Raw genomic sequence first — 22116 nt, 5'->3', positions numbered from 1 at the left:
GGTTGTTATCCCATTGTCGGGATGACGAAGGCGTTCGACCCGTCGCCGCCGCCGTCGGGCCAGCGCTGGGTGACCTTCTTGGCCTTGGTCCAGAACTTCAAACCTTCCATGCCGTACTGGTCGATGTCGCCGAAGCCCGAACGCTTCCAGCCGCCGAAGCTGTGGTAACTGACGGGGACCGGGATCGGCACGTTGATGCCGACCATGCCGACATTCACGCGGCTCGCGAATTCGCGCGCGGCGTGGCCGTTGCGGGTGAAGATGGCTACGCCGTTGCCGTACTGGTGCTCGCTCGGCAGGCGGACCGCATCCTCGAAGTCCCTGGCGCGCACGATCTGGAGCACGGGCCCGAAGATTTCTTCCTTGTAACTGTCCATGTCGGTGGTGACGCGGTCGAGCACCGTCGGGCCGACGAAGAAGCCGTTCTCGTGGCCCTGCAGGCGGAAGCCGCGGCCGTCGATTACGACTTCGGCGCCTTCCTTTTCGGCCGTGTCGATCCAGCCTTCGACGCGCGCCTTGTGTTCGGGCGTGACGACCGGTCCGTAATGCGCATCGGGATCGTTGGAGACACCGACCCGCAGCGCGTTGATCGCTGGGATTAGCTTTTCGCGCAGCCTGTCGGCCGTATCCTCGCCCACCGGCACTACGACGGGCAGCGCCATGCAGCGCTCGCCAGCCGAACCGAAGGCTGCGCCGGCAAGATCGTTCACCACTTGGTCGAGATCGGCATCGGGCATCACGATGCCGTGGTTCTTCGCGCCGCCGAAGGCCTGCACGCGCTTCGCATTGGCCGCACCGCGGGAGTAGATGTACTGCGCGATGTCGGACGAGCCGACGAAGCTGATCGCGGGAATGTCGGGATGGTCGAGGATGGCATCGACCATTTCCTTGTCGCCGTGGACAACCTGCAAGAGACCTTCGGGCGCGCCTGCCTCGAGCATCATCTCGGCAAGGCGCACCGGCACGCTGGGATCGCGTTCGGACGGCTTGAGGATAAAGGCATTGCCTGCCGCGATCGCCATGCCGAACATCCACATCGGGATCATCGCCGGGAAATTGAACGGGGTGATGCCAGCCCCGATGCCGAGCGGCTGGCGCATCGAATAGACGTCGATGCCGGGGCCCGCGCCTTGCGTGTATTCGCCCTTCAGAGCCTGCGGGATACCGCAGGCGAACTCGATGACCTCCAGACCGCGCTGCACGTCGCCATGCGCGTCTTCCACCACCTTGCCGTGTTCGCTCGAGAGCAGTTCGGCGAGTTCCTGCTTGTTCGCTTCAACCAGCCGCTTGAATTCGAACATGACGCGGGCGCGCTTCTGCGGGTTGGTTGCCGCCCAGGCGGGCTGGACCTTCTTCGCCGCATCGACGGCCTGCTGCAGGAGCGCCGCATCACCCAGCGCGACCTCGGCCTGGACCTCGCCCGTTGAGGGGTTCCAGATCTGGTGCTTGCGGGTGGCGGCGGGGCTGTCGCCGACGATGAAATGGTCAACCTGACGCATGGGGGAATCCTCTCTCTTCTTGCCAGCGGCCTTGGCAAGGCGAGGCTCCGAAATCAACCGGTATCAAATGAAACCGCCCTGATTTGCGCCTAACCGACCGCTGCCATCATCTGCGCGCACAGGATCGCGCCGTATGTGCCCAAGGCATAGCCCAGAACGGCGAGCAGCACACCCACTGGCGCAAGGGCCGGATGGAACGCCGCTGCCACGACCGGTGCCGAAGCCGCGCCGCCCACGTTCGCCTTGCTGCCGACGGCCACGAAGAAGAACGGCGCTTTGATGAGCTTTGCCACGGCCAGCAGCAGGATGACGTGGAAGACCATCCAGATCAGGCCGACGGCCATGAAGCCGGGCGCTTCGCCTAGCTGGGTCACGTCCATCTTCGTGCCGATGATCGCGACGAGGAGGAAGATGAACAGCGTGCCGAACTTGCTCGCGCCGACGCCTTCGAGTTCGCGGGCGCGGGTGAAGCTGGCGAGAAGGCCGAACGTGGTTGCAATGACCACGACCCAGAAGAACCCGCTCGCCAGCGTCGCGTCCTCGCCCTGCAATTCGGCGAAGAAGCCGCCCAGCGCATTGCCGGCGAGATGGCACAGGCCGACCACGGCCAGTGTCACGCCGAAGAGCAGGACATAGTCGTTGGCCTTGGCCACGCGTTCGACCGAGCTGGTGTAATCGGCCATCTTGTCGCGCAGCGCGTCGATCGCGCTGCTGTCCGCGCCGAGCCAGCGGTCGACCTTCTCGCTCGCCCCTGCGCCGTAGAGAAGGAAGATCATCCAGATATTGGCGACGATGATGTCGACCGCGATGAGCGCCGAATAGCGCTCGATATTGTAGCCGTAGACTTCGAGCATCGCGGTCTGGTTGGCACCGCCGCCGATCCAGCTCCCGGCGAGCGTGGCAAGCCCGCGCCATGCGGCATTGTCGCCCGTCCCGATGATCGAGGGGTCGAACTGTGCGACGATGAACAGCGCGACCGGACCGCCCAGCACGATGCCGAGCGTGGCGGTCAGGAACATGATGATCGCCTTGCTGCCGAGGCCGAGAATGCCCTTGAGATCAATGCTCAGCGTCATCAGGAACAGGGCGGCAGGCAGGAAGAAGTCCTTCGCCACGGTCCACAGATTGCTCTCCGTGACGTCGATCAGGCCGAAGGTCACCATCAGAGAGGGGACGAGGTAACAGACAAGGATGATCGGCACGAAAGTGTAGAACTTCTGCCAGCCCGGCCGGTCGCGCGTTGCGAAGACGAATGCCAGCACCACGCCCAGCAGGCCCAGGATGATCCGGTCGTCGGTAATCACGTATTGCTCTCCTCGGGGAGTATCCGGTCAGCCGGCTGCGAATGTGCCGGTCTCGAAGAAGTGGGCTATCTTCTTGCGCTGGGGCGTGATGTCGAAGCCCTTCTGCGCCAGCCAGCCAGCGTCGAAAATCGTGTCGGCATAGCGCGCGCCGTCGTCGCACAGGATGGACACGATGGAGCCCTTGAGGCCGCGTTCGGCCATGTCGGCGGCGATCTTGGCGCAGGCCCAGACATTGGTCCCGGTCGATCCGCCGCAGCGCCTTCCCAGCCGTTCGCTCACCTCGTGGGCGGCGGCGATGGAGCATTCGTCGCTGACCGCCTCCATGCGGTCGACCACGTCGGGCAGGAAGCTCGGCTCGACCCGCTGGCGGCCGATGCCCTCGATGCAGCCGGAGGGATGGTCGACGCGCTCGATCGACCGGTCGGCCCAGTGGCGATGGAACACCGAGCCTTCCGGATCGGCCACGCAGACGCGCGTGTCGTGGCGATTGTAGCGGGCGAAGCGGCCGATGGTGGCCGAGGTGCCGCCGGTGCCTGCGCCGCAGACGATCCAGCGCGGCACCGGATGGGGCTCGCGCGCCATCTGCGCGAAGATCGATTCGGCGATATTGTTGTTGCTGCGCCAGTCGGTCGCGCGCTCGGCGAAAGTGAACTGGTCGATGTAATGGCCGCCAAGCTCGTCGGCGAGCGACTGGGCCGCGTCGTACATCTCGCAAGGATTGTCGACGAAGTGGCACTTGCCGCCATGAAAGGCGATGGCGTCGATCTTCGCCTGCGCGGTCGATTTGGGGACCACGGCGATGAAGGGCAGGCCCAGCATCCGCGCGAAATAGGCTTCGGACACTGCGGTCGACCCGCTCGATGCCTCGACGATGGGCGTGCCTTCGCAGATCCAGCCGTTGCACAGGCCGTAAAGGAACAGCGAACGCGCCAGCCGGTGCTTGAGGCTGCCGGTCGGGTGGCTCGATTCGTCCTTCAGGTAGATGGCGATATCGGGCAGCGCGGGCACAGGCAGGGGGATCAGGTGCGTATCGGCCGAACGGTTGAAGTCCGCCTCGATCCGCCCGATCGCCCAGTTCACCCATTCACGCTTGGTCGCCATGGGCCCCCTTCTATCGGCTAAACCGCGAAGGTGAACCCGCGCCGGCCCCTTTTTCCGCTGCTGCCGGAACCGATTGACCGCGCTGCGCCATCCGTGGCAAGCGCCGCGCCGCCTCGCGGGTGTAGCTCAATGGTAGAGCAGCAGCTTCCCAAGCTGACGACGAGGGTTCGATTCCCTTCACCCGCTCCAGCTTTCCGAAAGCCCGGAATTCTCAGTCGTTGGCGGCCATCACCGTCAGCGGCACGGCGGTCGTGTTGGCATCGACGCTGGCATGGGTCAGCAGGACATGCGTCCCTGCGGTCATCTGTGCACGCAGGCGCGTGATCATGCCATGCGGGATGCGCAGGCGGTTGAGCACGCTCGGGTCGATCGGGTGGCCGGTCGCATCGTGATGGCCGGGCAGGGGCACCATCGACCAGTGCGGGGTTCCGTCGGGATCGAATGACAGGGTCGCCACGATCGTCTCGCTCGGCGCGCCGTCCAGTTCGATGCGGGAACGGGCGATTTCCTTGCCCGAACGCATGACCACCATCTTGTTGTCCGAGGTCGAGATGACCACCGAAAGCGGACCCGGCTCTGCCGCCTCGTCGTCCCAGCGGAAGGTTTCGTCCGCGGCGAGCGGCCGGTAGTTTTCGGGCAGCCCCGAAGCGGTTGCCGGCGACAGCACGCCGCCAGCCGGATATTTGATCGGCGCGCCGGCGCGGCCCTGCACGATCACCGTGCCGCCCATCGAGGTGGTGCCGAACAGCTGCTCGGCAAACTTGTAGGGCAGGTGCACGCAGCCATGGCTTTCCGGATAACCCGGCAGGCCGCCTGCATGCAGCGCCACCCCGTCCCAGGTCAGCCGCTGCTGGAAGGGCATGGGCGCATTGTTATAGGTCGAGGAGTGGTGGTTGCGGTCCTTCTGGAGGATCGCGAACACGCCGGTCGGCGTCTCGTGACCGGGCTTGCCGGTGGAGACGGTCGACACCCCGATGCGCACGCCGTTGCGGTAGATGTCGGCAATCTGGCGGGTCAGGTCGACATAGACCACCACCGGACCTTCGGGCGAGATTTCGGGGGCCCAGACCCATTGGCCCGGCTTCAGCAATTCCGCCTTCTGGGCAAGCTCCACGACGGAGCTGACCTTCTCCCCTTGCGCAAGGGCCGGCTGGGCGGCTGCAAGGGCGGTGAAAGCGGCAAAGGCAAGAAGCAAACGCATGGCAAATTCCCCCGAAAACGGCTCTGCCCGCAGGTTCTCCCGCAAAGGCGATGCCAGTCAAGCCTTCGCGCGACGGGTTGAGCGATGGCCCCCTATTTCGGCGGCATCCTGATCGCGCCGTCGAGCCGGAACTGGTGTCCGTTGATGTAGCTGTTGCGAGCAATCTCGCAGATCAGCGAGGCGAATTCCTCCGGATGGCCGAGCCGCTTGGGAAAGGGGACGCTGGCATTGAGCTGGTCCCACATCTGCGGGTTGCGGTCCTTCATGCCCAGCATCAGCGGTGTCGCGAAAATGCCCGGCATGACCGAGTTCACCCTGATGCCAAGGTCCATGAGGTCGCGCGCCATAGGCAGGACGAGGCCGTTCACGCCCGCCTTGCAGCTGCCGTAGATGACCTGCCCGATCTGGCCGTCCTGCGCGGCCACGCTGGCGGTCAGCGTGATGCAGCCGCGCTCCCCGTCCTCGTTCAGCGGTTCGGAGTTCGCCATGCCCAGCGCGGAGTGGCTGGCGATGCGATAGGACGAGACGAGGATGCCCTCCGCCCCAAAAGCGTAATCTTCGGTCGAGAGACGCTTGTAGCCACCTGTCTCCTTGTCCCAGCCCAGCGTCTTGCCGCGGCGGCTGGTCATGGCGCAGTGGACCGTCACGCGTTCCTGTCCGTGCGCCGCGCGGGCCGAGGCGAAACCGTCGACCACCGATTGTTCGTCGGTGATGTCGACATAGGCGAAATGGCCGCCGATGGCCTCTGCATGGGCCTGGCCTGCCTCCTCGTTGACGTCGAAGATCGTCACCTTGAGGCCCAGGTCCGCCAGTGCGCTGGCGCTTGCCTTGCCCAGTCCCGATGCGCCGCCGGTCACCACTGCGGCCATGCCTTCGGTCAATTTCATCCGCCTCTCCTCTCGTGCTGTCATTTGCGAGTCACCCTGCTATCGCATGGCGAGGCCACTCGGCCAATGGAGAGACTTTCGATGACCGCCCAGTTGCACCGCCGCCAGTTCCTGTCCGCCACTGCCACCGCTTTCGGAGCGCTCACGCTCAGCGGCTGCATGACGCGCGGTGCGACGCAGGCGGTGGGCTACGGCCCGTTCGTGCCCGATCCGGCGGGCCTCATCGACCTGCCGCAAGGTTTCACCTACCGGCTGCTGTCGAGCCTTGACGACGTGATGAACGACGGGGGTACGGTGCCGGACAAGGCCGACGGCATGGGCTGCCTGCCGCTGCCGAACGGCGAGATCGCGCTGGTGCGCAACCATGAGCTTGTCCCCACCGACGGGTCGGGCGGCACCATCCCCACCGGCTATGACAAGGCAGCGGGCCAGTTCGTCCTGCCGGGCGGCACGACCACGCTGGTGCTCGATGCTTCTACCTTGGAGAAGAAGCGCGAATACCGCTCGCTCGCCGGGACGATTCGCAATTGCGCGGGCGGGATCACACCTTGGGGCAGCTGGCTGACCTGCGAGGAATTCGTCAGCAAGCCCGACCAGATCGCGCCCGACAAGCTGGGGCGCGACCATGGCTGGGTGTTCGAAGTGCCCGCCGATGCGGAAGGGCTGGTCGATGCCGTGCCGCTGAAGGCCATGGGCCGCTTCAACCACGAAGCCGCCTGCGTCGATCCCGTCACCGGATACGTCTATCTGACCGAGGACCGGTCGGATTCCGTGCTCTACCGCTTCATCCCGAAAGTCGCGGGCAAGCTGGCCGAAGGCGGCAAGTTGCAGGCCATGGTCGTCGACGGCATCGCCGATACGCGCAATTTCGATACGCCGGTCATGCCGGTGGGCCGCGATTTCGCCGTCCGGTGGATCGATCTCGATGATGTGGAGGCACCCGAAGACGACCTGCGCACCCGCGCCGCCCGCATGGGCGCTGCCGTGATTGCGAGGGGAGAGGGCATCCACATGGGCGAGAACGAACTTTATGTCTGCTCGACCAGCGGCGGGTTCGCCAAGTTCGGGCAGGTCTTCCGCCTGACCCCGGGACGCGGGAAGGGCGCGGACCGCTTCTCGCTGTTCTTCGAAAGCGAGAGCCAGCACCAGTTCAATTACGGCGACAACCTGACGGTCGGGCCAAATGGCCATCTGATCGTGTGCGAGGACCAGTACACGCCGGTCGTCGACAATCATCTGCGCGGTATCACGCCTGACGGTCAGCCCTACGACTTCGGACGCTTGCACCTGCAGACCGAACTGGCCGGCGGGTGTTTCTCACCCGATGGCAAGTGGTTCTTCGTCAACGCCTATTCGCCGACCCGCACGATAGCGATTACCGGGCCCTGGGCCGCCTGACGGGCAGGGAATGAGCGCGTTTTTCTTCGCCCTTGTCGCCAGCTTCGTGCTGTCGGCGGGCGCGCGCGACCAACTGCTGGTGGCGCATTTGAGGACGAAGCTGGGGCCCTCGACAGGTCTCCTCGCTACCGCGCTAGCCTGCGCGGCGCTGACCGGCGCGCTGGCCGGATGGGCGGGCGGTCGGTTTGCCGAAATGCTGTCGATCAATGCATCGCAGATGTTCGTCGCGCTGGCGCTGCTGCTGTCTGCAGCCGAACTGGCATGGCCCATCCGCGGCCGGATGCCGGAGGAGCCGACCCGCTCGCTCGGCGCGGCTGCGCTCACGCTGATCTTGCGGCAGGCGACCGATGCTGCGCGCTTCGTCGTCTTCGCATTGGGGGCGGCGCTCGCCCTGCCGCACATGGCCGCGGCGGGAGGCGCAATCGGCGGAATGGCGGCCATGGCGACCGGCTATGCCTTGGGGCCGAGGCTTGCAAAATTGCCGCTGAGAGGCCTGCGACTTGGCCTTGCTTTCATGCTCGCAGTGATGGCTGTAACAATCGGATTATTCGTTCGCGGATTGATATCGTAATCGTCTGAAGCGATTAAGCCGACCTAGATACACCATGAAACTCCCCGCTTGCCCGACCGTTGGTTGGACAAGACAGAAATCCGACAAAGGGGAAAAATCATGGCCGAACTCGGCAACAATTCGAAAGCCGGTCTCGTGACCGCTCTGAACGGCGCGCTGGCCGATACGCTGGCGCTCTACATGAAGACCAAGAACTTCCACTGGCACGTCGCCGGGCCGCGTTTCCGCGACCTGCACCTGCTGTTCGACGAACAGGCCGCCCAGCTCATCGGGACGGTCGACGCCATCGGCGAGCGCGTGCGCAAGAACGATGAATACACGCTCACCTCGATCGGAACGATCGCGAGCGAGACCAAGATCGCCGACCAGGACGACGTCACCATCACCGCCGATGCGATGGTGGCCGAACTGCGCGACGACAATCGCAAGCTTCACGACCGCTTGGCCAAAGTGAAGGAAGAAGCCGAAGCGGTGGGCGATAATGCCACCAGCGGCATCGTCGACGACTGGATCGACCAGACGGAGGAGCGCATCTGGTTCCTCAACCAGACCGCCAAGTAAGGCCTTCGGAAAAAATACCAATTCAGGCCCGTTCGCACCTTGGGTGCGGACGGGTTTGCTGTATGTGACGGGCATGGCTGACGTAACGATCATCGAGAATGCGGACGACGGCGCGATCGCCGATTGGCTGGCGGCCCGTCTTGGGGAGGCGCTGGCGTCCACCGAAGGTCCGGTGACCATCACCGTGCCGGGCGGCTCGACCCCCTTTCCCATCATCGGCAAGCTGCTGGAAAGCGATCTCGACTTCGCGCGGCTGGTTGTCTGGCCGAACGACGACCGGATCGTGCCGGAAGACCATGCAGCCTCGAACACCGGCAAGCTGCGCGCCCTGTTCGAGCCGGCAGGTGCCGAAGTGGTGACGCTGACCGAAATGGAAGCCGTGCCGCGCTTCGATCTTGCCTGGCTCGGCATGGGGGCGGACGGGCATATCGCCTCGCTCTTCCCCAACACCGATCCGCAGCTCGATGAAGCACGGCGGATCGTGCGCCTGACCCCCGATCCGCTGCCGCCCGAAGCCCCTTTCGACCGCATCAGCCTGACGCTGCCGGCCCTGCTCGATTCCGCGCAGGTTGCTTTCGTGATCCGCGGCGAGGACAAGCGCGCCGTGTTCGATGCAGCCGCTGCCGGTGCCAGCGACCTTCCCGTCGCCCGTTTCCTGTCGGGCGCGAGCCAGCCGGTGACATGCTTCACCTGATCCCGGTTCCGGCCCACCGGTTCGCCCTACGCATCGCCTATCGTATCCGCGCCATCGTGCGGCAGCGCACCGGCGTGAGCCGCGACGGTGTCAGCGTGATCGCGCGCGACTTCGAAGGGCAGATCCTGCTGGTGCGACACAGCTACGGTCCCGATTTCTGGTACTTTGTCGGCGGCGGCATCGACCGGGGCGAGAGGCCCGAAGACGCCGCCCGGCGCGAATTGCGCGAGGAAGTCGGCTGCGAGATCAGCGCGCTCAAGCAGATCGGCACGATCAACGAAACACTTTCGGGCGCAGCGCACACGGCGCATATCTTCTCGGGCGTGGTGAACGACGTCCCAAAGGCCGACGGGCGCGAAATCGTCGAAGCGCGCTTCTTTCCCACGCATTCGCTGCCCGAACCGCTCAGCCCGCGCACGCGCGCGCGGCTGGAGCTGTGGCGCCAGCGCGCAGGCTAGAGCAGGCTGAGCTGCGCGTCGGGGCGGGACGGCTCGTCCTCGCCGTCGCGCTGCAGTTTTGACAAGGTCAGGCCCATCAGCCGGATCGGCATGGGCAGCGGCAGGACTTCTTCCAGCAATGCGCGGCCGATGGCGGCGAATTCTTCCTTGCTCTCGATCGGCCTGTCGACCGTCTTTGTGCGGCTGAAAATCTGGAAGTCGGTGTACTTCATCTTCAGCGTGACCGTGCGCCCCTTCGCTTCTGCCCGTTCGATATAGCCCCAGACGATGTCGATGATGTCCTCCATCGTCTCGCGCAATTCGCTGCCCGATGACAGGTCGCGGCTGAAGGTGCGCTCGCCTCCGACCGACTTGCGGATACGGCTGGAGCGGACGGGCCTGAGGTCGATACCCCGCGCCGCACGGAAGAGGTAATCTGCGAAGCTGCCGAAATGGGCGCGCAGCCACTCGATGTCCTTGGCGGCAAGGTCGGCACCGGTCTCGATGCCCAGCCGATCCATCTTCTCCGCGCCCTTGGGGCCCACACCGTGGAAGCGCCGGACGGGCAGCGACTGGACGAAGGCCGCGCCTTCGCCGGGACGAATCACGCACAGGCCGTCGGGCTTGTTCTGGTCGCTGGCGAGCTTGGCGAGAAACTTGTTGTAGGACACGCCCGCGCTCGCGGTCAGCTTCGTCTTGGCGCGGATTTCCTGCCGGATCAGTTCGGCAATGCGGGTCGCGCTGCCGATGCCCAGCTTGTCCTCCGTCACGTCGAGATAGGCTTCGTCGAGGCTCAGCGGTTCGACAAGATCGGTATGGTGGCGGAAGATCGCGCGGATCTGCTGGCTGACCTCGCTATAGACGTCGAAGCGCGATTTGCAGAAGATGAGGTCGGGGCACAGGCGCTTGGCCGTGACCGAGGGCATCGCGCTCCGCACGCCGAATTTGCGCGCTTCGTAACTGGCGGCGGCGACCACGCCGCGCCCGCTCGACCCGCCGACCGCCACGGGCTTGCCGCGCAGTTCCGGATTGTCGCGCTGTTCGACGCTGGCGAAGAAGGCATCCATGTCGACATGGATGATTTTCCTGAGGCCGTCGGCCTCCTCCTCATCGCTGCCTTCCGTGTCGCTCATGCAACATCAGATAGCGACACGGGTTGCAAAGCGGAACCTTGTGCGCCACCCGCCATTTTGTGCAAATGCGAAACGACCAGCTTGCCAGCGGGGAACGACCCCCGGCCGCCGCCGCAAGGCGTGCGCCGATAGGCGAGCGCGAACTCATCTGGATGATGGCGCTGCTGATGGCGCTGAATGCTTTCGGCATCGACGCAATCCTGCCCGCGCTCGACGTGCTGGCCGGGGACCTGGGTGCGGAGGGCAATCGCCGCCAGTTCGTGGTCGGCGCTTACCTGCTCGCCGCTGGCATCGGCACGCTGGTGCCGGGGGCATTTGCCGACCGGTACGGCCGACGGCCCGTGCTGTTCGTCGCGCTGTTCCTCTACATCGTGCTGTCGATCGCCTGCGCGCTGGTGACCAGTTTCGACGGGCTGGTGGCGCTGCGTGCGGCCCAAGGTTTCTTTGCGGCGGGCATCATTGCCCTGCCGCCGGCCATCATCCGCGACCGCGTGGGCGGTGACCGGATGGCGCGCATGATGAGCCTGATCTTCGTGATCTTCCTGCTCGTGCCCGCCGTCGCGCCCAGTGTCGGGCAGGGCGTGCTGGTGCTGATGGGCGACTGGCGCTGGATCTTCGTATCCATGGCCGTGGCAGGCGTGGCGATGAGCGCTTGGGTCTATTTCCGCCTGCCAGAAACTCTGCACGAGGAAGACCGGCAGGAAATCCGCATCCCGGTGATCGCGCGCAACATGAAGGCCGCACTGACCCTGCGCGAGACCATCGGCTACACGCTCGGCAGCGCGCTGGTCTTCGGCGGATTGTTCGGCTTCATCAATTCGAGCCAGCAGCTGATCGGCGAGGCCTTCGGCGCGGGCGACCGCTTCCCGCTGATCTTCGCGATCTGCGCAGGCTGCATGGCGCTCGCCAACTGGTCGAACAGCCGCATCGTCGAGCGCTTCGGCGCGCGCAAGGTGAGCCATGCCGCGCTGTTCGCCTTCATCGCGATTGCCGCGGTCCAGCTCTATTTCGCCAACCAGCCCGACGAGACGCTGTGGACCTTCGTCCCGCTGATGGCGGCGAACATGAGCCTGCTGGGCTTCATCGGTGCCAATTTCGGCTCGATCGCCTTGCAGCCGTTCCGCCACATCGCGGGCGCGGCCTCGAGCGCGCAGGGCTTCCTGCGCATGACCAGCGGGGCGCTGCTCGGTGCCTTCGTCGGCTTTGCCTATGACGGGACCGCGCGTCCGCTGGCGCTGGCGCTGCTGGTGACGGCGGTGCTTAGCCTTGCCTTCGTGCTGTTTTCCGAACGCGGCACGCTGTTCGGGGACAAGATGGAAGACGACGCCTAGCTTTCCGCTTCCAGCCTGCGCCAGGCGAGCGAGGCGAATTCGCACAGCAGGGGCCGTGTGTCGCGCGGGTCGATGATGTCCTCGACATTGAAGCGCTCGGCACTGCGGAAGGGGCTGGTGACCTTGTCCAGCCGTGCGCGGATCGCTTCCAGTTCGGCGACCGGATCGTCCGCGGCTTCGAGCTCCGACTTGTAGGCGACCTCCAGCCCGCCCGCGATGGGCAGGCTGCCCCAGTCTCCCGAAGGCCAGCAGTATCGGTACTGGTAAGTCTCGGCATTGCTCATGGCGCTGCCGGCGATGCCATATGCGCGGCGCAGGACCACGGAGGCGAGCGGGACGCTGGCCTTGTAGATCGCGTTCATCGCCTGCACGCCGTACCTGATCGTGCCTGCCATTTCCGCCTCGCGCCCGATCATGAAGCCCGGGTTGTCGACGAGGTGGACGATCGGCAGGCGGAACTGGTCGGCCAGCTTGACGAAGCGTTCGACCTTCTCGCTGGTCTTGGCTTCCCACGAACCGCCAAGGTAGCTGGGATCGCTTGCGAGCACCATGACTGGCCAGCCGTCCAGCCGGGCGAGCGCGGTGATGCAGGCTCGGCCCCACATCCGCCCGATCTCGAACACGGTGCCCTGGTCGAACACCATCTCCATGCAACGGCGCATCGAATAGACCGCCTTTGGATCGCGCGGGACAAGGGCGGACAGCGCATCCTCGCGCCGGTGGACCGGGTCGGTGCAGAGCGAGCGGCGGGCAAGCTGGCCGACGTGCTCGGGCATGAAGGACAGGAAATGGCGCGCGCGGGCGAAGGCCTCGGCCTCGCTTCCTACCTCGTCGTCGACCACGCCGTTGCGGGTATGGATTTCCGAACCGCCCAGGTCTTCCTTGGCCTGCTGGTGGTCGGTCGAACCCTTGTAGGCTTCGCCCAGCCCGTCGACCACGGCAGGTCCGGCCGCGAAGATCTGGCTGAGGCCCTTGACCATGACCGAGTAATGGCTGGCGACCGTGCGCGCCGCGCCGAGGCCTGCCGTCGGGCCGAGCGCGAGGGCGACGACCGGCACCGTGTCGAGGTTCTTCACCACGTCCGACCAGCCGGGAACGGCGGGGATATAGGTCGCGCCGATCTGTTCCAGCGTCTTGACGCTGCCGCCGCCGCCGGTGCCGTCGATCATGCGGATGATGGGCAGCTTCAACTCGTGCGCCATCTTCTCGGCCTGCACCATCTTGCGGCTGATGCCTGCGTCGGCCGCCCCGCCGCGAATGGTGAAGTCGTCGGCCGTGGCCACGACCGGGCGGCCGTTCACCAGCGCCTTGCCGAACAGAAACGGGGCGGGAAGGACGCCGGTGAGATTGCCGTCCTCGTCATAGGAACCGCGTCCTGCGATCTTGCCGATTTCGCGGAAAGAGCCCTCGTCGCACAGCGCGGCGAGCCGGGCGCGCGCGTCCATCTTGCCGCGCCCATGCTGGCGGGCGACCTTGTCCGCGCCGCCCATCTGCTCGGCCAGCGCCTCGCGGTGGCGCAGTTCTTCCAGTTCCTTGTCCCAGCCCATGCGCGTGCTCTCTCCTCAGGGAAGGCACGCTTGCAAGGGATGGGCCGAAAGGAAAGCCCTATTCTTCGACGGGCTCCACAACCGCGAGCACGGCTTCGACCTGTACTTGGCTGCCGGCGCTGACCGACAGGCCGGTAACGGTCCCGTCGAACGGTGCGGTGAGCGCGTGCTCCATCTTCATCGCTTCGAGCACCATCAGGCGCTGGCCGGCGGTGACGCTGTCTCCTTCTGCCACATCGACCGCGATGACCTTGCCCGGCATGGGGGCGATGATGTCGCCGTCGTGGGCATGGTGATGGCCGCCGCCGCGTGTCGACAGCGCGAAGTCATAGGCCATGCCCTCGTCGAACACGATGACGCTTTCCGCATCGAGGAGGCCGGTCGCCTCCGGCAGCGCGCCATCGCCCGACAGGGTGCGGGTCTCGCCGCCATTGGCCAGTGCGACGCTGCGGCGAGGTTCGGCGTTGAGGCGGAATCCGGAAAGCGAGCTGCCTTCGGTATCCTCGTCCTCGTCGAACAGCGCGAAGGCAGCTGCGGTCTGCCAGACTTCCTCATCCGGTTCGCCCGTCGGCAGAAGGCTGTCGAGCCGTTCGCCGATGAAGCCGGTGTCGAGATTCCCCATGACGAAATCGGGATCGTTGAGCGCGCGGTTGAGGAAACCGGCATTGGTGCGCACGGGCCAGACTTCGACGCCCGCGGTCATGGCATCGAGACCTTCGATGGCCTCGTCGCGGGTTTCGCCCCAACTGACCAGCTTGGCCACCATCGGGTCGTAGAAGGGCGAGATCGCATCGCCTTCCTCGACGCCCGTTTCCACGCGCCCTTCCTCGACGAATTCGAGGTGGTCGAGCCGACCGGTACTGGGCAAGAACCCCTTCGCCGGATCCTCCGCATAGAGCCGCGCCTCGATGGCCCAGCCGTCGATGGCGAGGTCTTCCTGCTTCAGCGGGATCGGCTCGCCGCTTGCGACGCGCAGCTGCCATTCCACCAGGTCCACGCCGGTGATCTCCTCGGTCACCGGGTGCTCCACCTGCAGGCGGGTATTCATTTCCATGAAGAAAATGCGGTCGGCGCGCAGGCCTTCGCTGGCATCGGCGATGAATTCGATCGTGCCCGCACCCTCGTAATCGACCGCCTTGGCGGCGCGCACGGCGGCGGCGCAGATTTGCTCGCGCGTGGCCTCGTCCATGCCGGGGGCGGGGGCTTCCTCGATCACCTTCTGGTGGCGGCGCTGCAATGAGCAGTCGCGTTCGAACAGGTGGACGACGTTGCCGTGGCTATCGCCGAAGACCTGCACCTCGATATGGCGCGGCGAGGTGATCCACTTCTCCAGCAGCACCTCGTCGTTGGAAAAGCTGGCCTTGGCCTCGCGCCGGCAACTCTCCAGCGCGGCCTCGAAATCGGCTGCGACATCGACCTTGCGCATCCCCTTGCCGCCGCCGCCTGCGACCGCCTTGATCAGCACGGGATAACCGATCCCGTTGGCTTCTTTCTTGAGGCGTTCGACCGACTGGTCCTCGCCGAGATAGCCCGGCGTCACCGGCACGCCCGCTGCAATCATGCGCTCCTTGGCGGCATCCTTCAGGCCCATCGCTTCGATGCTGGCCGGCTTCGGTCCGACCCAGATCAGCCCCGCGTCGATCACGGCCTGCGCGAAACCTGCGTTTTCGGAGAGGAATCCGTAGCCCGGATGGATCGCCTCGGCGCCCGTCTGCTTCGCGGCGGCGATGATCTTCTCGCCCACCAGATAGCTTTCGGCAGCGGGCGAGGGGCCGATGTGGACCGCCTCGTCTGCGGAGCGGACATGCAGCGCCTTGGCATCGGCATCCGAATAGACCGCGACAGTGGCGATGCCCATTTCACGCGCGGTGCGGATGATGCGGCAGGCGATCTCGCCGCGATTGGCGATGAGGAGCTTTTGGATCATGGACGCTCGCTAGACGTAGCGTCGCGCAGCTTCAAGCTACCAGCCTGCAACGGGGCGGAAATCGTGGCGTGTCCAGATGATCGGTTCGGCAGGACCGGAGGGCCGGTTCCACAGCGCTTCGAAGAAGGCGGTGGCGACGTGCCAGAGCTTTTCGAGCCCGCTCACGCGCACGCGGCGGTCCCAGGCCTTCTGCCCGCGGGAGAGAACCTTGCGCCCGATGGCGCCGTAGATATTGGCCGCGGCCAGCACAGCCCATCGCTGGCGGAACCGCAGCTTCTTCGCGCCGAGTTTCGATGCTGCCTCGTGCTTTTCCATCAGCGTTATCAGGCGCGGCATCAGGCTGGCGAGGACGAAGCGATTGTCCGGATGCGCGTGTTCGCCTGCCTGCCAGCCCTTTTCGGCCAGCCATGTCGCAGGCAGGTAGCAGCGCCCCGCTTCGGCATCCTCGACGATATCGCGCGCGATGTTCGCCATCTGGAAGGCCAGCCCGAGATCGCAGGCCCGGTCGAGCGTTTCGCCGTCGTCGGTGCTCACGCCCATCACCACGGCCATCATCACGCCGACGGAACCTGCCACGTGATAGCAATAGCGCAGCATGTCGGCCTCGGTCTTGGGCTGCCAGCGGGTCGCATCGAGCGCGAAGCCGCCGATCATGTCGTTGGCCATTTCCCAGGTGAGACCCGTCTCGTCGGCGACCAGCCCGAAGGCGTCGAAAGCGAAATCGGCCGTGGGCTGTTCGTCGAGCGCGCGCTTCGTCAGCACGCGGATCGCTTGCACGCGGTCTTCCGCGTTCTTCAGGTCGCCCTGGTCGCCCAGCGGCCCGCCCTTGTCCTGGTTGTCTGCGATGTCGTCGCAGCGGCGGCACCAGGCATAGAGCAGCCACGCCCGCTCCCGCGTTCCGCGATCGAACAGCTTGGAAGCGGCGGCGAAACTGTGCGAGCCTTCCTCGATCGCCACGCGCGCCTTGTCGACCAGGAAGTGCCGCTCGCGCCCGCCGCCAGCCCGGGCCGGCGTCTGGCGCAGGTTCTGGGTGGTAAGGGGGCGCGGCTTGTTCAGAGGTCGTCGGCCTTCATCTGGAAAATCGGCGTGTGCGGCACATAGTTTTCCATCTGGTCGAGCAAACCGCCCAGCGTCGTGTCGTGCACGAGGATGCCCTGGTGCACGGGCCGCACGAAGCCGACATCGGCCATCTTGCGGTTGAACGCGATCAACTCGTCATAGAAGCCGAACGCATTGAGCAGGCCGACCGGATTGTCGTGATAGCCGAGCTGCGCCCAGCTCATCGCTTCCCACAATTCGTCCATCGTGCCGACCCCGCCGGGGATGGTTACGAACCCGTCCGAGAGGTCGGTGAAGCGCTGCTTGCGCTCGTGCATGCCGGAGACGGTGTAGAGTTCGGTGCAGTCGTGATTGGCGACTTCGGAATTGGCGAGCGCCTCGGGGATGACGCCGATCACCTCGCCGCCCGCATCGAGCGCGCCGCGCGCCGTCGCACCCATCAGGCCGAGGCGGCCACCGCCGTAGACGACGCCGATGCCCCGCTCGGCAAGGCCGGCTCCGACATCATAGGCAAGCTGGATATAGCGCGGATCTTCGGGCGATGCCGAACCGCAGTAGACGGCAAGACGTTTCATCAGGCGAGCAAATCCTCAAGCATGAGCCCCGCGGTCGCCTTGGCGCTGCCGACGACGCCGGGGATACCGGCGCCCGGGTGCGTGCCCGCGCCCACGAGGTAGAAATTGTCGATCACGTCGTCGCGATTGTGGCCGCGGAAGAAGGCACTCTGTGTCAGCACCGGTTCGAGGCTGAAAGCGCTGCCCATGTGGGCATTCAAATCCATCGCGAAATCGCGCGGCGCGTAGTGGAACTTGGTCTTGATGCGGCCATGGAGGCCCGGGATCAGGCGCCGCTCGACCTCGTCGAGAATGCGCTTTTCCAGGATCGGGCCCATTTCCTGCCAGTCCACCGACAGCTTGCCCATGTGTGCGACCGGCACGAGCGCGTAGAAAGTGCTCATGCCTTCGGGCGCCATGCCCGGGTCGGTCACGCTGGGGTGGTGGAGATAGATCGAGAAATCCTGCGGCAGGACGCCGTGATCGTAGATGTCTTCCAGCAGGCCCTTATAACGGGGGCCGAACAGGATCATGTGGTGCGGAATGCCCGGCCAGGTGCCCTCGATGCCGAAATGGACGACGAAGAGGCTGGGCGAGAAACTCTTGCGCGACAGCGACTTGGCGTAGGTCTTGCCCCGTTTGGAACCTGCCAGCAGGTCCTTGTAGCTGTGCATGATGTCGGCATTGCTGGCGACCGCGTCGAAACGCTGCTTCCAACCGGAATGGGTTTCGACCTCGCTGGCCTTGCTGCCGAGCGTGTGCACCTGCACCACCGGGTCGTGCAGGCGGACAGTGCCGCCGATGCGCTCGAAATGGGTGACCATGGCCGCGATGAGGCGGTTGGTGCCGCCCTTCGCCCACCAGACACCGCCGTCCTTTTCCAGCTTGTGAATGAGGGCGTAGATGCTGCTGGTCTTCATCGGGTTGCCGCCGACCAGCAGGGTGTGGAACGACAGCGCTTCGCGCAGTTTCTCGTTCTCGACATAGCTCGAGACCATCGAATAGACGCTGCGCCACGCCTGCTTCTTGGCCAGCGCCGGGGCGGCCTTGAGCATCGACTTGAAATCGAGGAAGGGCTTGTGCCCCAGCTTGACGTAGCCTTCCTCGTAGACACCGGCCGCATAGTCGAGGAACCGCTGGTATCCGGCAACGTCGGCGGGGTTGAGCTTGGCGATCTCGCCGAACAGCTCTTCCTCGTCATTCGAATAGTCGAAATTCGTGCCGTCGGGCCAGTTCAGCCGGTAGAACGGCATGACCGGCATGATCTCGATATCTTCGGCCATGTCGTGGCCGGTCAGGCCCCACAGTTCGCGCAGGCAGTCGGGATCGGTGATGACGGTGGGACCGGCATCGAAGGTGAAGCCGTCCTTTTCCCAGTAATAGGCCCGCCCGCCCGGCTTGTCCCGCGCTTCCACGACCGTAGCCGCGATGCCGGCGGACTGCAGGCGGATAGCAAGCGCAAGGCCGCCGAAACCGGACCCGATCACGCAGGCAGTGCGGCCGGTCTGGGGAATCTCGGTGGCGGAAGAAATATCGGGAGGCGTTACATCGGCGTTCATCGTCGATCCTCTTGGACGAGCGGCGCTCCCTTGCCAAGCAGGGCTGCGACCGCACGGGAAATTGGTACCGGCGGTTTTCCTGAAAGGATCCGCAATTTGTCGAGGGCGCTGGAACGCGCGGCATAGAACCGTTCGATCAGAGGTTCCCCCAAGCGGTAGAAGCGCTCGAACACCCGATATCGTTCCTCGGGAATCGCCGCATCGAACAGCATCTTGCCGAGCAGGCGATAGAAGCCCGTGCGGCGCCAGTGTTCATGCGCGCGCCGGTCGACCAGGCGGGCAAGCTCGTCGCGTGGAAAAGCGGCTGCATCGGCGATGGCAATTGCGTTCTCGACCGCCACCGGGATGGTGTAGCTGGTCAGCGGATGCACGAAGCCCCCGCGCGCGCCTGCCAGAACCACTTCGGGGTGTTCGAGCGAAGCGCGGTAGGCGGCGAAATCGCCGCCGGTGATGACTGGAAGAACTCCCGTTTCCTCGTGCAGCACCGTGGCTTCCCAGCCCTTGTCAGCGGCATAGGCGGCGATGCGTTCGCGCAGGGCCGGCGCATCGAGCGTGGCGCTATCGGCGTAATAGGTGTCCTCGACGAAGATCTCGTCGGGCCCCATCGGCAGGAGATAGACGAAACGATAGGCGCCGTGTTGCCGGACGGTCGCATCCATGATCACGGGACGCTCGATCCCGTGGGGGCTGGCGGTTCGCAGGTGCTGGCCGAGGAAGACCTGCCAGCCGCCCGTCAGGTGCTTGCTGGGACCGGCATCGCGGCAGTCGATGACGGTGCGTGCGTCCACGCGCTCTCCGGTAGCAAGCTCGATACCCGAAGCATCGAGGCGCGCCACCCGCGAGCCGAGCTGCTGGGCTTCCTGCGGCAGTTCGCGGCGCAGCGTACGGTCGAAATCGCGGCTGTCCAGCGAGCGGTAATTGGCCGACAGCACCCGCCTATGCGCGGGAAAGCGGACCTCGTTGCCGCCGGCCCACTCGGTCCGGCCGAACGGCGCAAGCAGCGCCTCGCCCTGCTGAGACAAATCGCTTTCGAACCAGCTCCAGCGGTGGTTGCCGCCGAAGCTGCCGCCAGCTTCGAACAGGGCGAGGGAGAGCGAAGGGTGCGCGCGGCGGATCGCAAGCGCGGCAAGTCCGCCGGCAAGCCCTCCTCCTACGATCGCGATGTCGAACCTGCGGCCCATGGGGAAAGTCGCTTACGGGTGCAGGGGCAGCGCGGCAATCGCTTTGCGCGAATTTGCATTCGCTGGTACGGAACGCGCAGGCCGCTTGTCCGTTGGCGGGTGAAGGGCAAGACGAGGGAATCCCCGATGAAATATGCAGTTTTCGTGGCCGCCGGCCTGCTTGCGGGCACTGCGGCGTCGCCGCTCGCGGCGCAGGATGCCGACGTGAACGTGTCGCCGCCCGCCGGGCCGCCGACCACGGTATTCGACGGCGATTACCTCAGCGTGGGCGTGGGCGTGGCCTACAACGCCAGCTATTCGGGGTCGGACGACTACCAGCTCAGCGTGCTGCCGATCGTCCAGGGTTCGCTCGGCGGCGTAGGGATCAGTCCGCGCCCTGCCGGCCTCGCGCTCGATTTCATTCCCGATCCCGACGAGGGCATTGCCTTTTCCGCCGGGCCGCTGCTGCGCATCAACCGCGACCGTGCCGATATCGACGATATCGATGACGACATCGTAGCGGCCTATGGCGAGCTTGAAACCGCTATCGAGGTGGGGGCAAGCCTCGGGGTCAAACTGCCCAAGCTGCTCAACCCCTTCGACAGCCTGAGCTTCAACGTCGATGCCGGCTGGGACGTGAACGGCGCCCACGGCGGCATGACCGTCTCGCCGAGCGTGACTTATTTCACCCCGCTCAGCCGCGCGATGGCCGCCTCGCTCAGCGTCAGCACGAACTGGGTCGATGACGATTTCGCCGACTATTACTATTCGGTCCCCGTGACCAATGCTGCGCTTCCCGCGGCCGATGTGCTGCCGGGTTTCCAGGCGGAAGGCGGGTTCGAAAGCGTCGGGGTGAATTTGCTGCTGGCCTACGACCTCAACGGCGATGTGACCGACGGCGGATTGTCGCTGATCGGGCTGGGCGGCTATTCGAAATTGCTCGGCGATGCGGCAGACACGCCCTTCACCAGCATTCGCGGCAGTTCGAACCAGTATTTCGTCGCGCTGGGCATCGGCTATACTTTCTAGCGGATAGAATTCGCAGGTCACTTGTCGGGGCGGGGCTGTGCGCGCAATCTCGCCTCCATGACCGCGAACCCACTGAGGCCGCACCGCGCGGCAATCATCGCCGGCCTCGTCATAACGGCCGTCACGCTGGCCGTGCTCTTCGCCATGGATCGCCCGCCGATCTGCACCTGCGGCTATGTCGCGCTGTGGTACGGGGACATCAACGCCTCGGGCAACAGCCAGCACCTGTCCGACTGGTATACGCCCAGCCACATCATCCACGGGATGCTGTTCTACGCGCTCGGCTGGCTGCTGTTCTCGCGTGCAGGCATCGGCGGCAAGCAGGCTGCGAGGTACAGCTTCACGCTCGCCGTCTTCCTCGAAGCGGCATGGGAGATCATCGAGAACACGCCCATGGTCATCGACCGCTATCGTTCGGTCACGGTGAACTGGGGCTATTCGGGCGACAGCATCATCAATTCCATGGCCGACATCGGCTGGATGAGCCTGGGCTTCTTCCTCGCCCTCAAGCTGCCCGTGCGGGTAACGGTGGTGCTGGCGATTATCATGGAAGTGGTCGCGGCGCTGGTGGTGCGCGACAATCTGACGCTCAACGTCATCATGCTGGCCTACCCGTTCGAATTCATCCGCGAATGGCAGGCGCTGGGCTGAGCGCCTATTGCCCGGCAGCCTTGTCGGCCCATTCGGCCTTCTTGCGCTCCGCCCATTCCATGCGGCTGCGCAGCTTGCCTTCGTAAGGCACGCCGGGCGAAATCGGCAGGGCCTTCACAGTCCCGATATCGAGGCCGTAGATGCGGTCGTCGTCGCCCAGGTAAGCCTTGGCCGGCACGCCTTCGGAAAGCTTGTCCTTCACTGTCTTGAGGCTGCCGAGATCGACCGACATCAGCCATTCCGAATGGCTGTTGGCGAACAGCAGGACGGCCGTGTCGCTATCCTCGCCCAGAGGTGAGAACAGCCTGACCGTCCCCTTGCGTTCGCGCCCGCCGGAATAGGCCGCGCGTCGCTTCATACGCAGGCGCAGGTGAGAAATACCGCCAAGCAGGGTGAGGCCGCCCATGATGCCGATGATCCACATCATGACGGCAGGCGGCTCGTCGTCGCCCAGCGGGATGAACCCCAGCGCCATCGCAAGGAAGAATGCGCCAACGGCCATGGCCAGCAATG

Annotated in this window: 21 protein-coding genes and 1 tRNA gene; 9 read left to right on the top strand and 13 right to left on the bottom strand. The window is 65.4% G+C overall.

What is annotated here, in order from left to right; translation table 11 throughout:
* Window positions 1-5: 5 nt before the first annotated feature.
* The 3 genes from LC083_RS04195 to LC083_RS04185 form a co-directional block, all read right to left on the bottom strand.
* Window positions 6-1499, bottom strand: coding sequence for a CoA-acylating methylmalonate-semialdehyde dehydrogenase (locus LC083_RS04195; RefSeq protein ID WP_226699310.1), 1494 nt, complete (start codon window positions 1497-1499; stop codon window positions 6-8).
* Window positions 1500-1588: 89 nt separating this feature from the next.
* Entirely contained in the window at window positions 1589-2803 is a 1215-nt protein-coding gene (locus LC083_RS04190) for a DUF819 domain-containing protein (protein WP_226699309.1), read from the bottom strand.
* A gap of 27 nt (window positions 2804-2830) precedes the next feature.
* Window positions 2831-3904 (bottom strand): PLP-dependent cysteine synthase family protein, encoded by a 1074-nt coding sequence (locus tag LC083_RS04185; RefSeq protein WP_226699308.1) that lies wholly within the window; start codon window positions 3902-3904, stop codon window positions 2831-2833.
* Window positions 3905-4019: 115 nt separating this feature from the next.
* On the opposite strand from LC083_RS04185, the gene LC083_RS04180 reads away from it, so the two are divergent.
* A tRNA-Gly gene (locus tag LC083_RS04180) sits at window positions 4020-4093 on the top strand.
* Between the two features lie 22 nt (window positions 4094-4115).
* Here LC083_RS04180 and LC083_RS04175 read toward each other — a convergent pair.
* Entirely contained in the window at window positions 4116-5105 is a 990-nt protein-coding gene (locus tag LC083_RS04175; protein WP_226699307.1) for a L,D-transpeptidase family protein, read from the bottom strand.
* Between the two features lie 92 nt (window positions 5106-5197).
* Window positions 5198-5992 carry an SDR family oxidoreductase gene (locus LC083_RS04170; RefSeq protein ID WP_160608197.1) on the bottom strand — a complete coding sequence of 265 codons (795 nt, stop codon included), beginning with the start codon at window positions 5990-5992 and terminating at the stop codon, window positions 5198-5200.
* Window positions 5993-6073: 81 nt separating this feature from the next.
* Here LC083_RS04170 and LC083_RS04165 point away from each other — a divergent pair, with 81 nt between their 5' ends.
* The 5 genes from LC083_RS04165 (at window position 6074) to LC083_RS04145 (ending at window position 9674) form a co-directional block, all read left to right on the top strand.
* Window positions 6074-7390 (top strand): alkaline phosphatase PhoX, encoded by a 1317-nt coding sequence (locus LC083_RS04165; RefSeq protein ID WP_226699306.1) that lies wholly within the window; start codon window positions 6074-6076, stop codon window positions 7388-7390.
* A gap of 10 nt (window positions 7391-7400) precedes the next feature.
* On the top strand, window positions 7401-7961 hold the full coding sequence (locus LC083_RS04160) for a hypothetical protein (protein ID WP_226699305.1): 561 nt from the start codon (window positions 7401-7403) through the stop codon (window positions 7959-7961).
* Between the two features lie 99 nt (window positions 7962-8060).
* The gene (locus LC083_RS04155; protein ID WP_224831164.1) at window positions 8061-8522 is read left to right on the top strand and encodes a Dps family protein; all 462 of its coding nucleotides are present in this window, start codon (window positions 8061-8063) and stop codon (window positions 8520-8522) included.
* 73 nt (window positions 8523-8595) lie between these two features.
* Window positions 8596-9216, top strand: coding sequence for a 6-phosphogluconolactonase (locus LC083_RS04150; protein ID WP_226699304.1), 621 nt, complete (start codon window positions 8596-8598; stop codon window positions 9214-9216).
* The gene (locus LC083_RS04145) at window positions 9204-9674 is read left to right on the top strand and encodes an NUDIX domain-containing protein (protein WP_226699303.1); all 471 of its coding nucleotides are present in this window, start codon (window positions 9204-9206) and stop codon (window positions 9672-9674) included. Before LC083_RS04150 ends, LC083_RS04145 begins: the two co-directional genes overlap by 13 nt.
* Here the strand turns inward: LC083_RS04145 and dinB are convergent.
* On the bottom strand, window positions 9671-10786 hold the full coding sequence (dinB, locus tag LC083_RS04140; RefSeq protein WP_226699302.1) for a DNA polymerase IV: 1116 nt from the start codon (window positions 10784-10786) through the stop codon (window positions 9671-9673). The two genes, LC083_RS04145 and dinB, sit on opposite strands and share 4 nt — an antisense overlap.
* A gap of 65 nt (window positions 10787-10851) precedes the next feature.
* Here dinB and LC083_RS04135 point away from each other — a divergent pair, with 65 nt between their 5' ends.
* The gene (locus tag LC083_RS04135) at window positions 10852-12117 is read left to right on the top strand and encodes a multidrug effflux MFS transporter (RefSeq protein WP_226700015.1); all 1266 of its coding nucleotides are present in this window, start codon (window positions 10852-10854) and stop codon (window positions 12115-12117) included.
* Here the strand turns inward: LC083_RS04135 and LC083_RS04130 are convergent.
* The 6 genes from LC083_RS04130 to crtY form a co-directional block, all read right to left on the bottom strand.
* A complete protein-coding gene (locus tag LC083_RS04130) occupies window positions 12114-13664 on the bottom strand; it encodes an acyl-CoA carboxylase subunit beta (protein WP_226699301.1) in 1551 nt (516 codons plus the stop codon). The two genes, LC083_RS04135 and LC083_RS04130, sit on opposite strands and share 4 nt — an antisense overlap.
* A 58-nt stretch (window positions 13665-13722) precedes the next feature.
* Window positions 13723-15591 carry an acetyl/propionyl/methylcrotonyl-CoA carboxylase subunit alpha gene (locus LC083_RS04125; protein ID WP_226699300.1) on the bottom strand — a complete coding sequence of 623 codons (1869 nt, stop codon included), beginning with the start codon at window positions 15589-15591 and terminating at the stop codon, window positions 13723-13725.
* 36 nt (window positions 15592-15627) lie between these two features.
* Window positions 15628-16548: a phytoene/squalene synthase family protein gene (locus LC083_RS04120; RefSeq protein ID WP_226699299.1), complete on the bottom strand. Its 921-nt coding sequence runs from the start codon at window positions 16546-16548 to the stop codon at window positions 15628-15630.
* 95 nt (window positions 16549-16643) lie between these two features.
* Entirely contained in the window at window positions 16644-17225 is a 582-nt protein-coding gene (locus tag LC083_RS04115; RefSeq protein WP_226699298.1) for a TIGR00730 family Rossman fold protein, read from the bottom strand.
* Window positions 17225-18763 carry a phytoene desaturase gene (locus LC083_RS04110; RefSeq protein ID WP_226699297.1) on the bottom strand — a complete coding sequence of 513 codons (1539 nt, stop codon included), beginning with the start codon at window positions 18761-18763 and terminating at the stop codon, window positions 17225-17227. The genes LC083_RS04115 and LC083_RS04110 overlap by 1 nt, the downstream gene beginning before the upstream one ends.
* Complete coding sequence (gene crtY / locus LC083_RS04105) at window positions 18760-19944, bottom strand: lycopene beta-cyclase CrtY (protein ID WP_226699296.1); 1185 nt, start codon at window positions 19942-19944, stop codon at window positions 18760-18762. The genes LC083_RS04110 and crtY overlap by 4 nt, the downstream gene beginning before the upstream one ends.
* Before the next feature lie 126 nt (window positions 19945-20070).
* Between crtY and LC083_RS04100 the strand changes: the two genes are divergently transcribed.
* Together LC083_RS04100 and LC083_RS04095 are read left to right on the top strand one after the other, a co-directional pair.
* Entirely contained in the window at window positions 20071-20952 is an 882-nt protein-coding gene (locus LC083_RS04100; RefSeq protein ID WP_226699295.1) for a MipA/OmpV family protein, read from the top strand.
* Between the two features lie 57 nt (window positions 20953-21009).
* On the top strand, window positions 21010-21603 hold the full coding sequence (locus LC083_RS04095) for a DUF2585 family protein (protein WP_226699294.1): 594 nt from the start codon (window positions 21010-21012) through the stop codon (window positions 21601-21603).
* A gap of 4 nt (window positions 21604-21607) precedes the next feature.
* Here the strand turns inward: LC083_RS04095 and LC083_RS04090 are convergent, their stop codons facing one another.
* Complete coding sequence (locus tag LC083_RS04090) at window positions 21608-22105, bottom strand: hypothetical protein (RefSeq protein ID WP_226699293.1); 498 nt, start codon at window positions 22103-22105, stop codon at window positions 21608-21610.
* Window positions 22106-22116 lie beyond the last annotated feature (11 nt).

Origin of the sequence: Qipengyuania gaetbuli (genome assembly GCF_020524765.1) — a bacterium.
Lineage (GTDB): Bacteria > Pseudomonadota > Alphaproteobacteria > Sphingomonadales > Sphingomonadaceae > Qipengyuania > Qipengyuania gaetbuli_A.
This window is presented reverse-complemented; position numbering and strand designations above follow the sequence as displayed.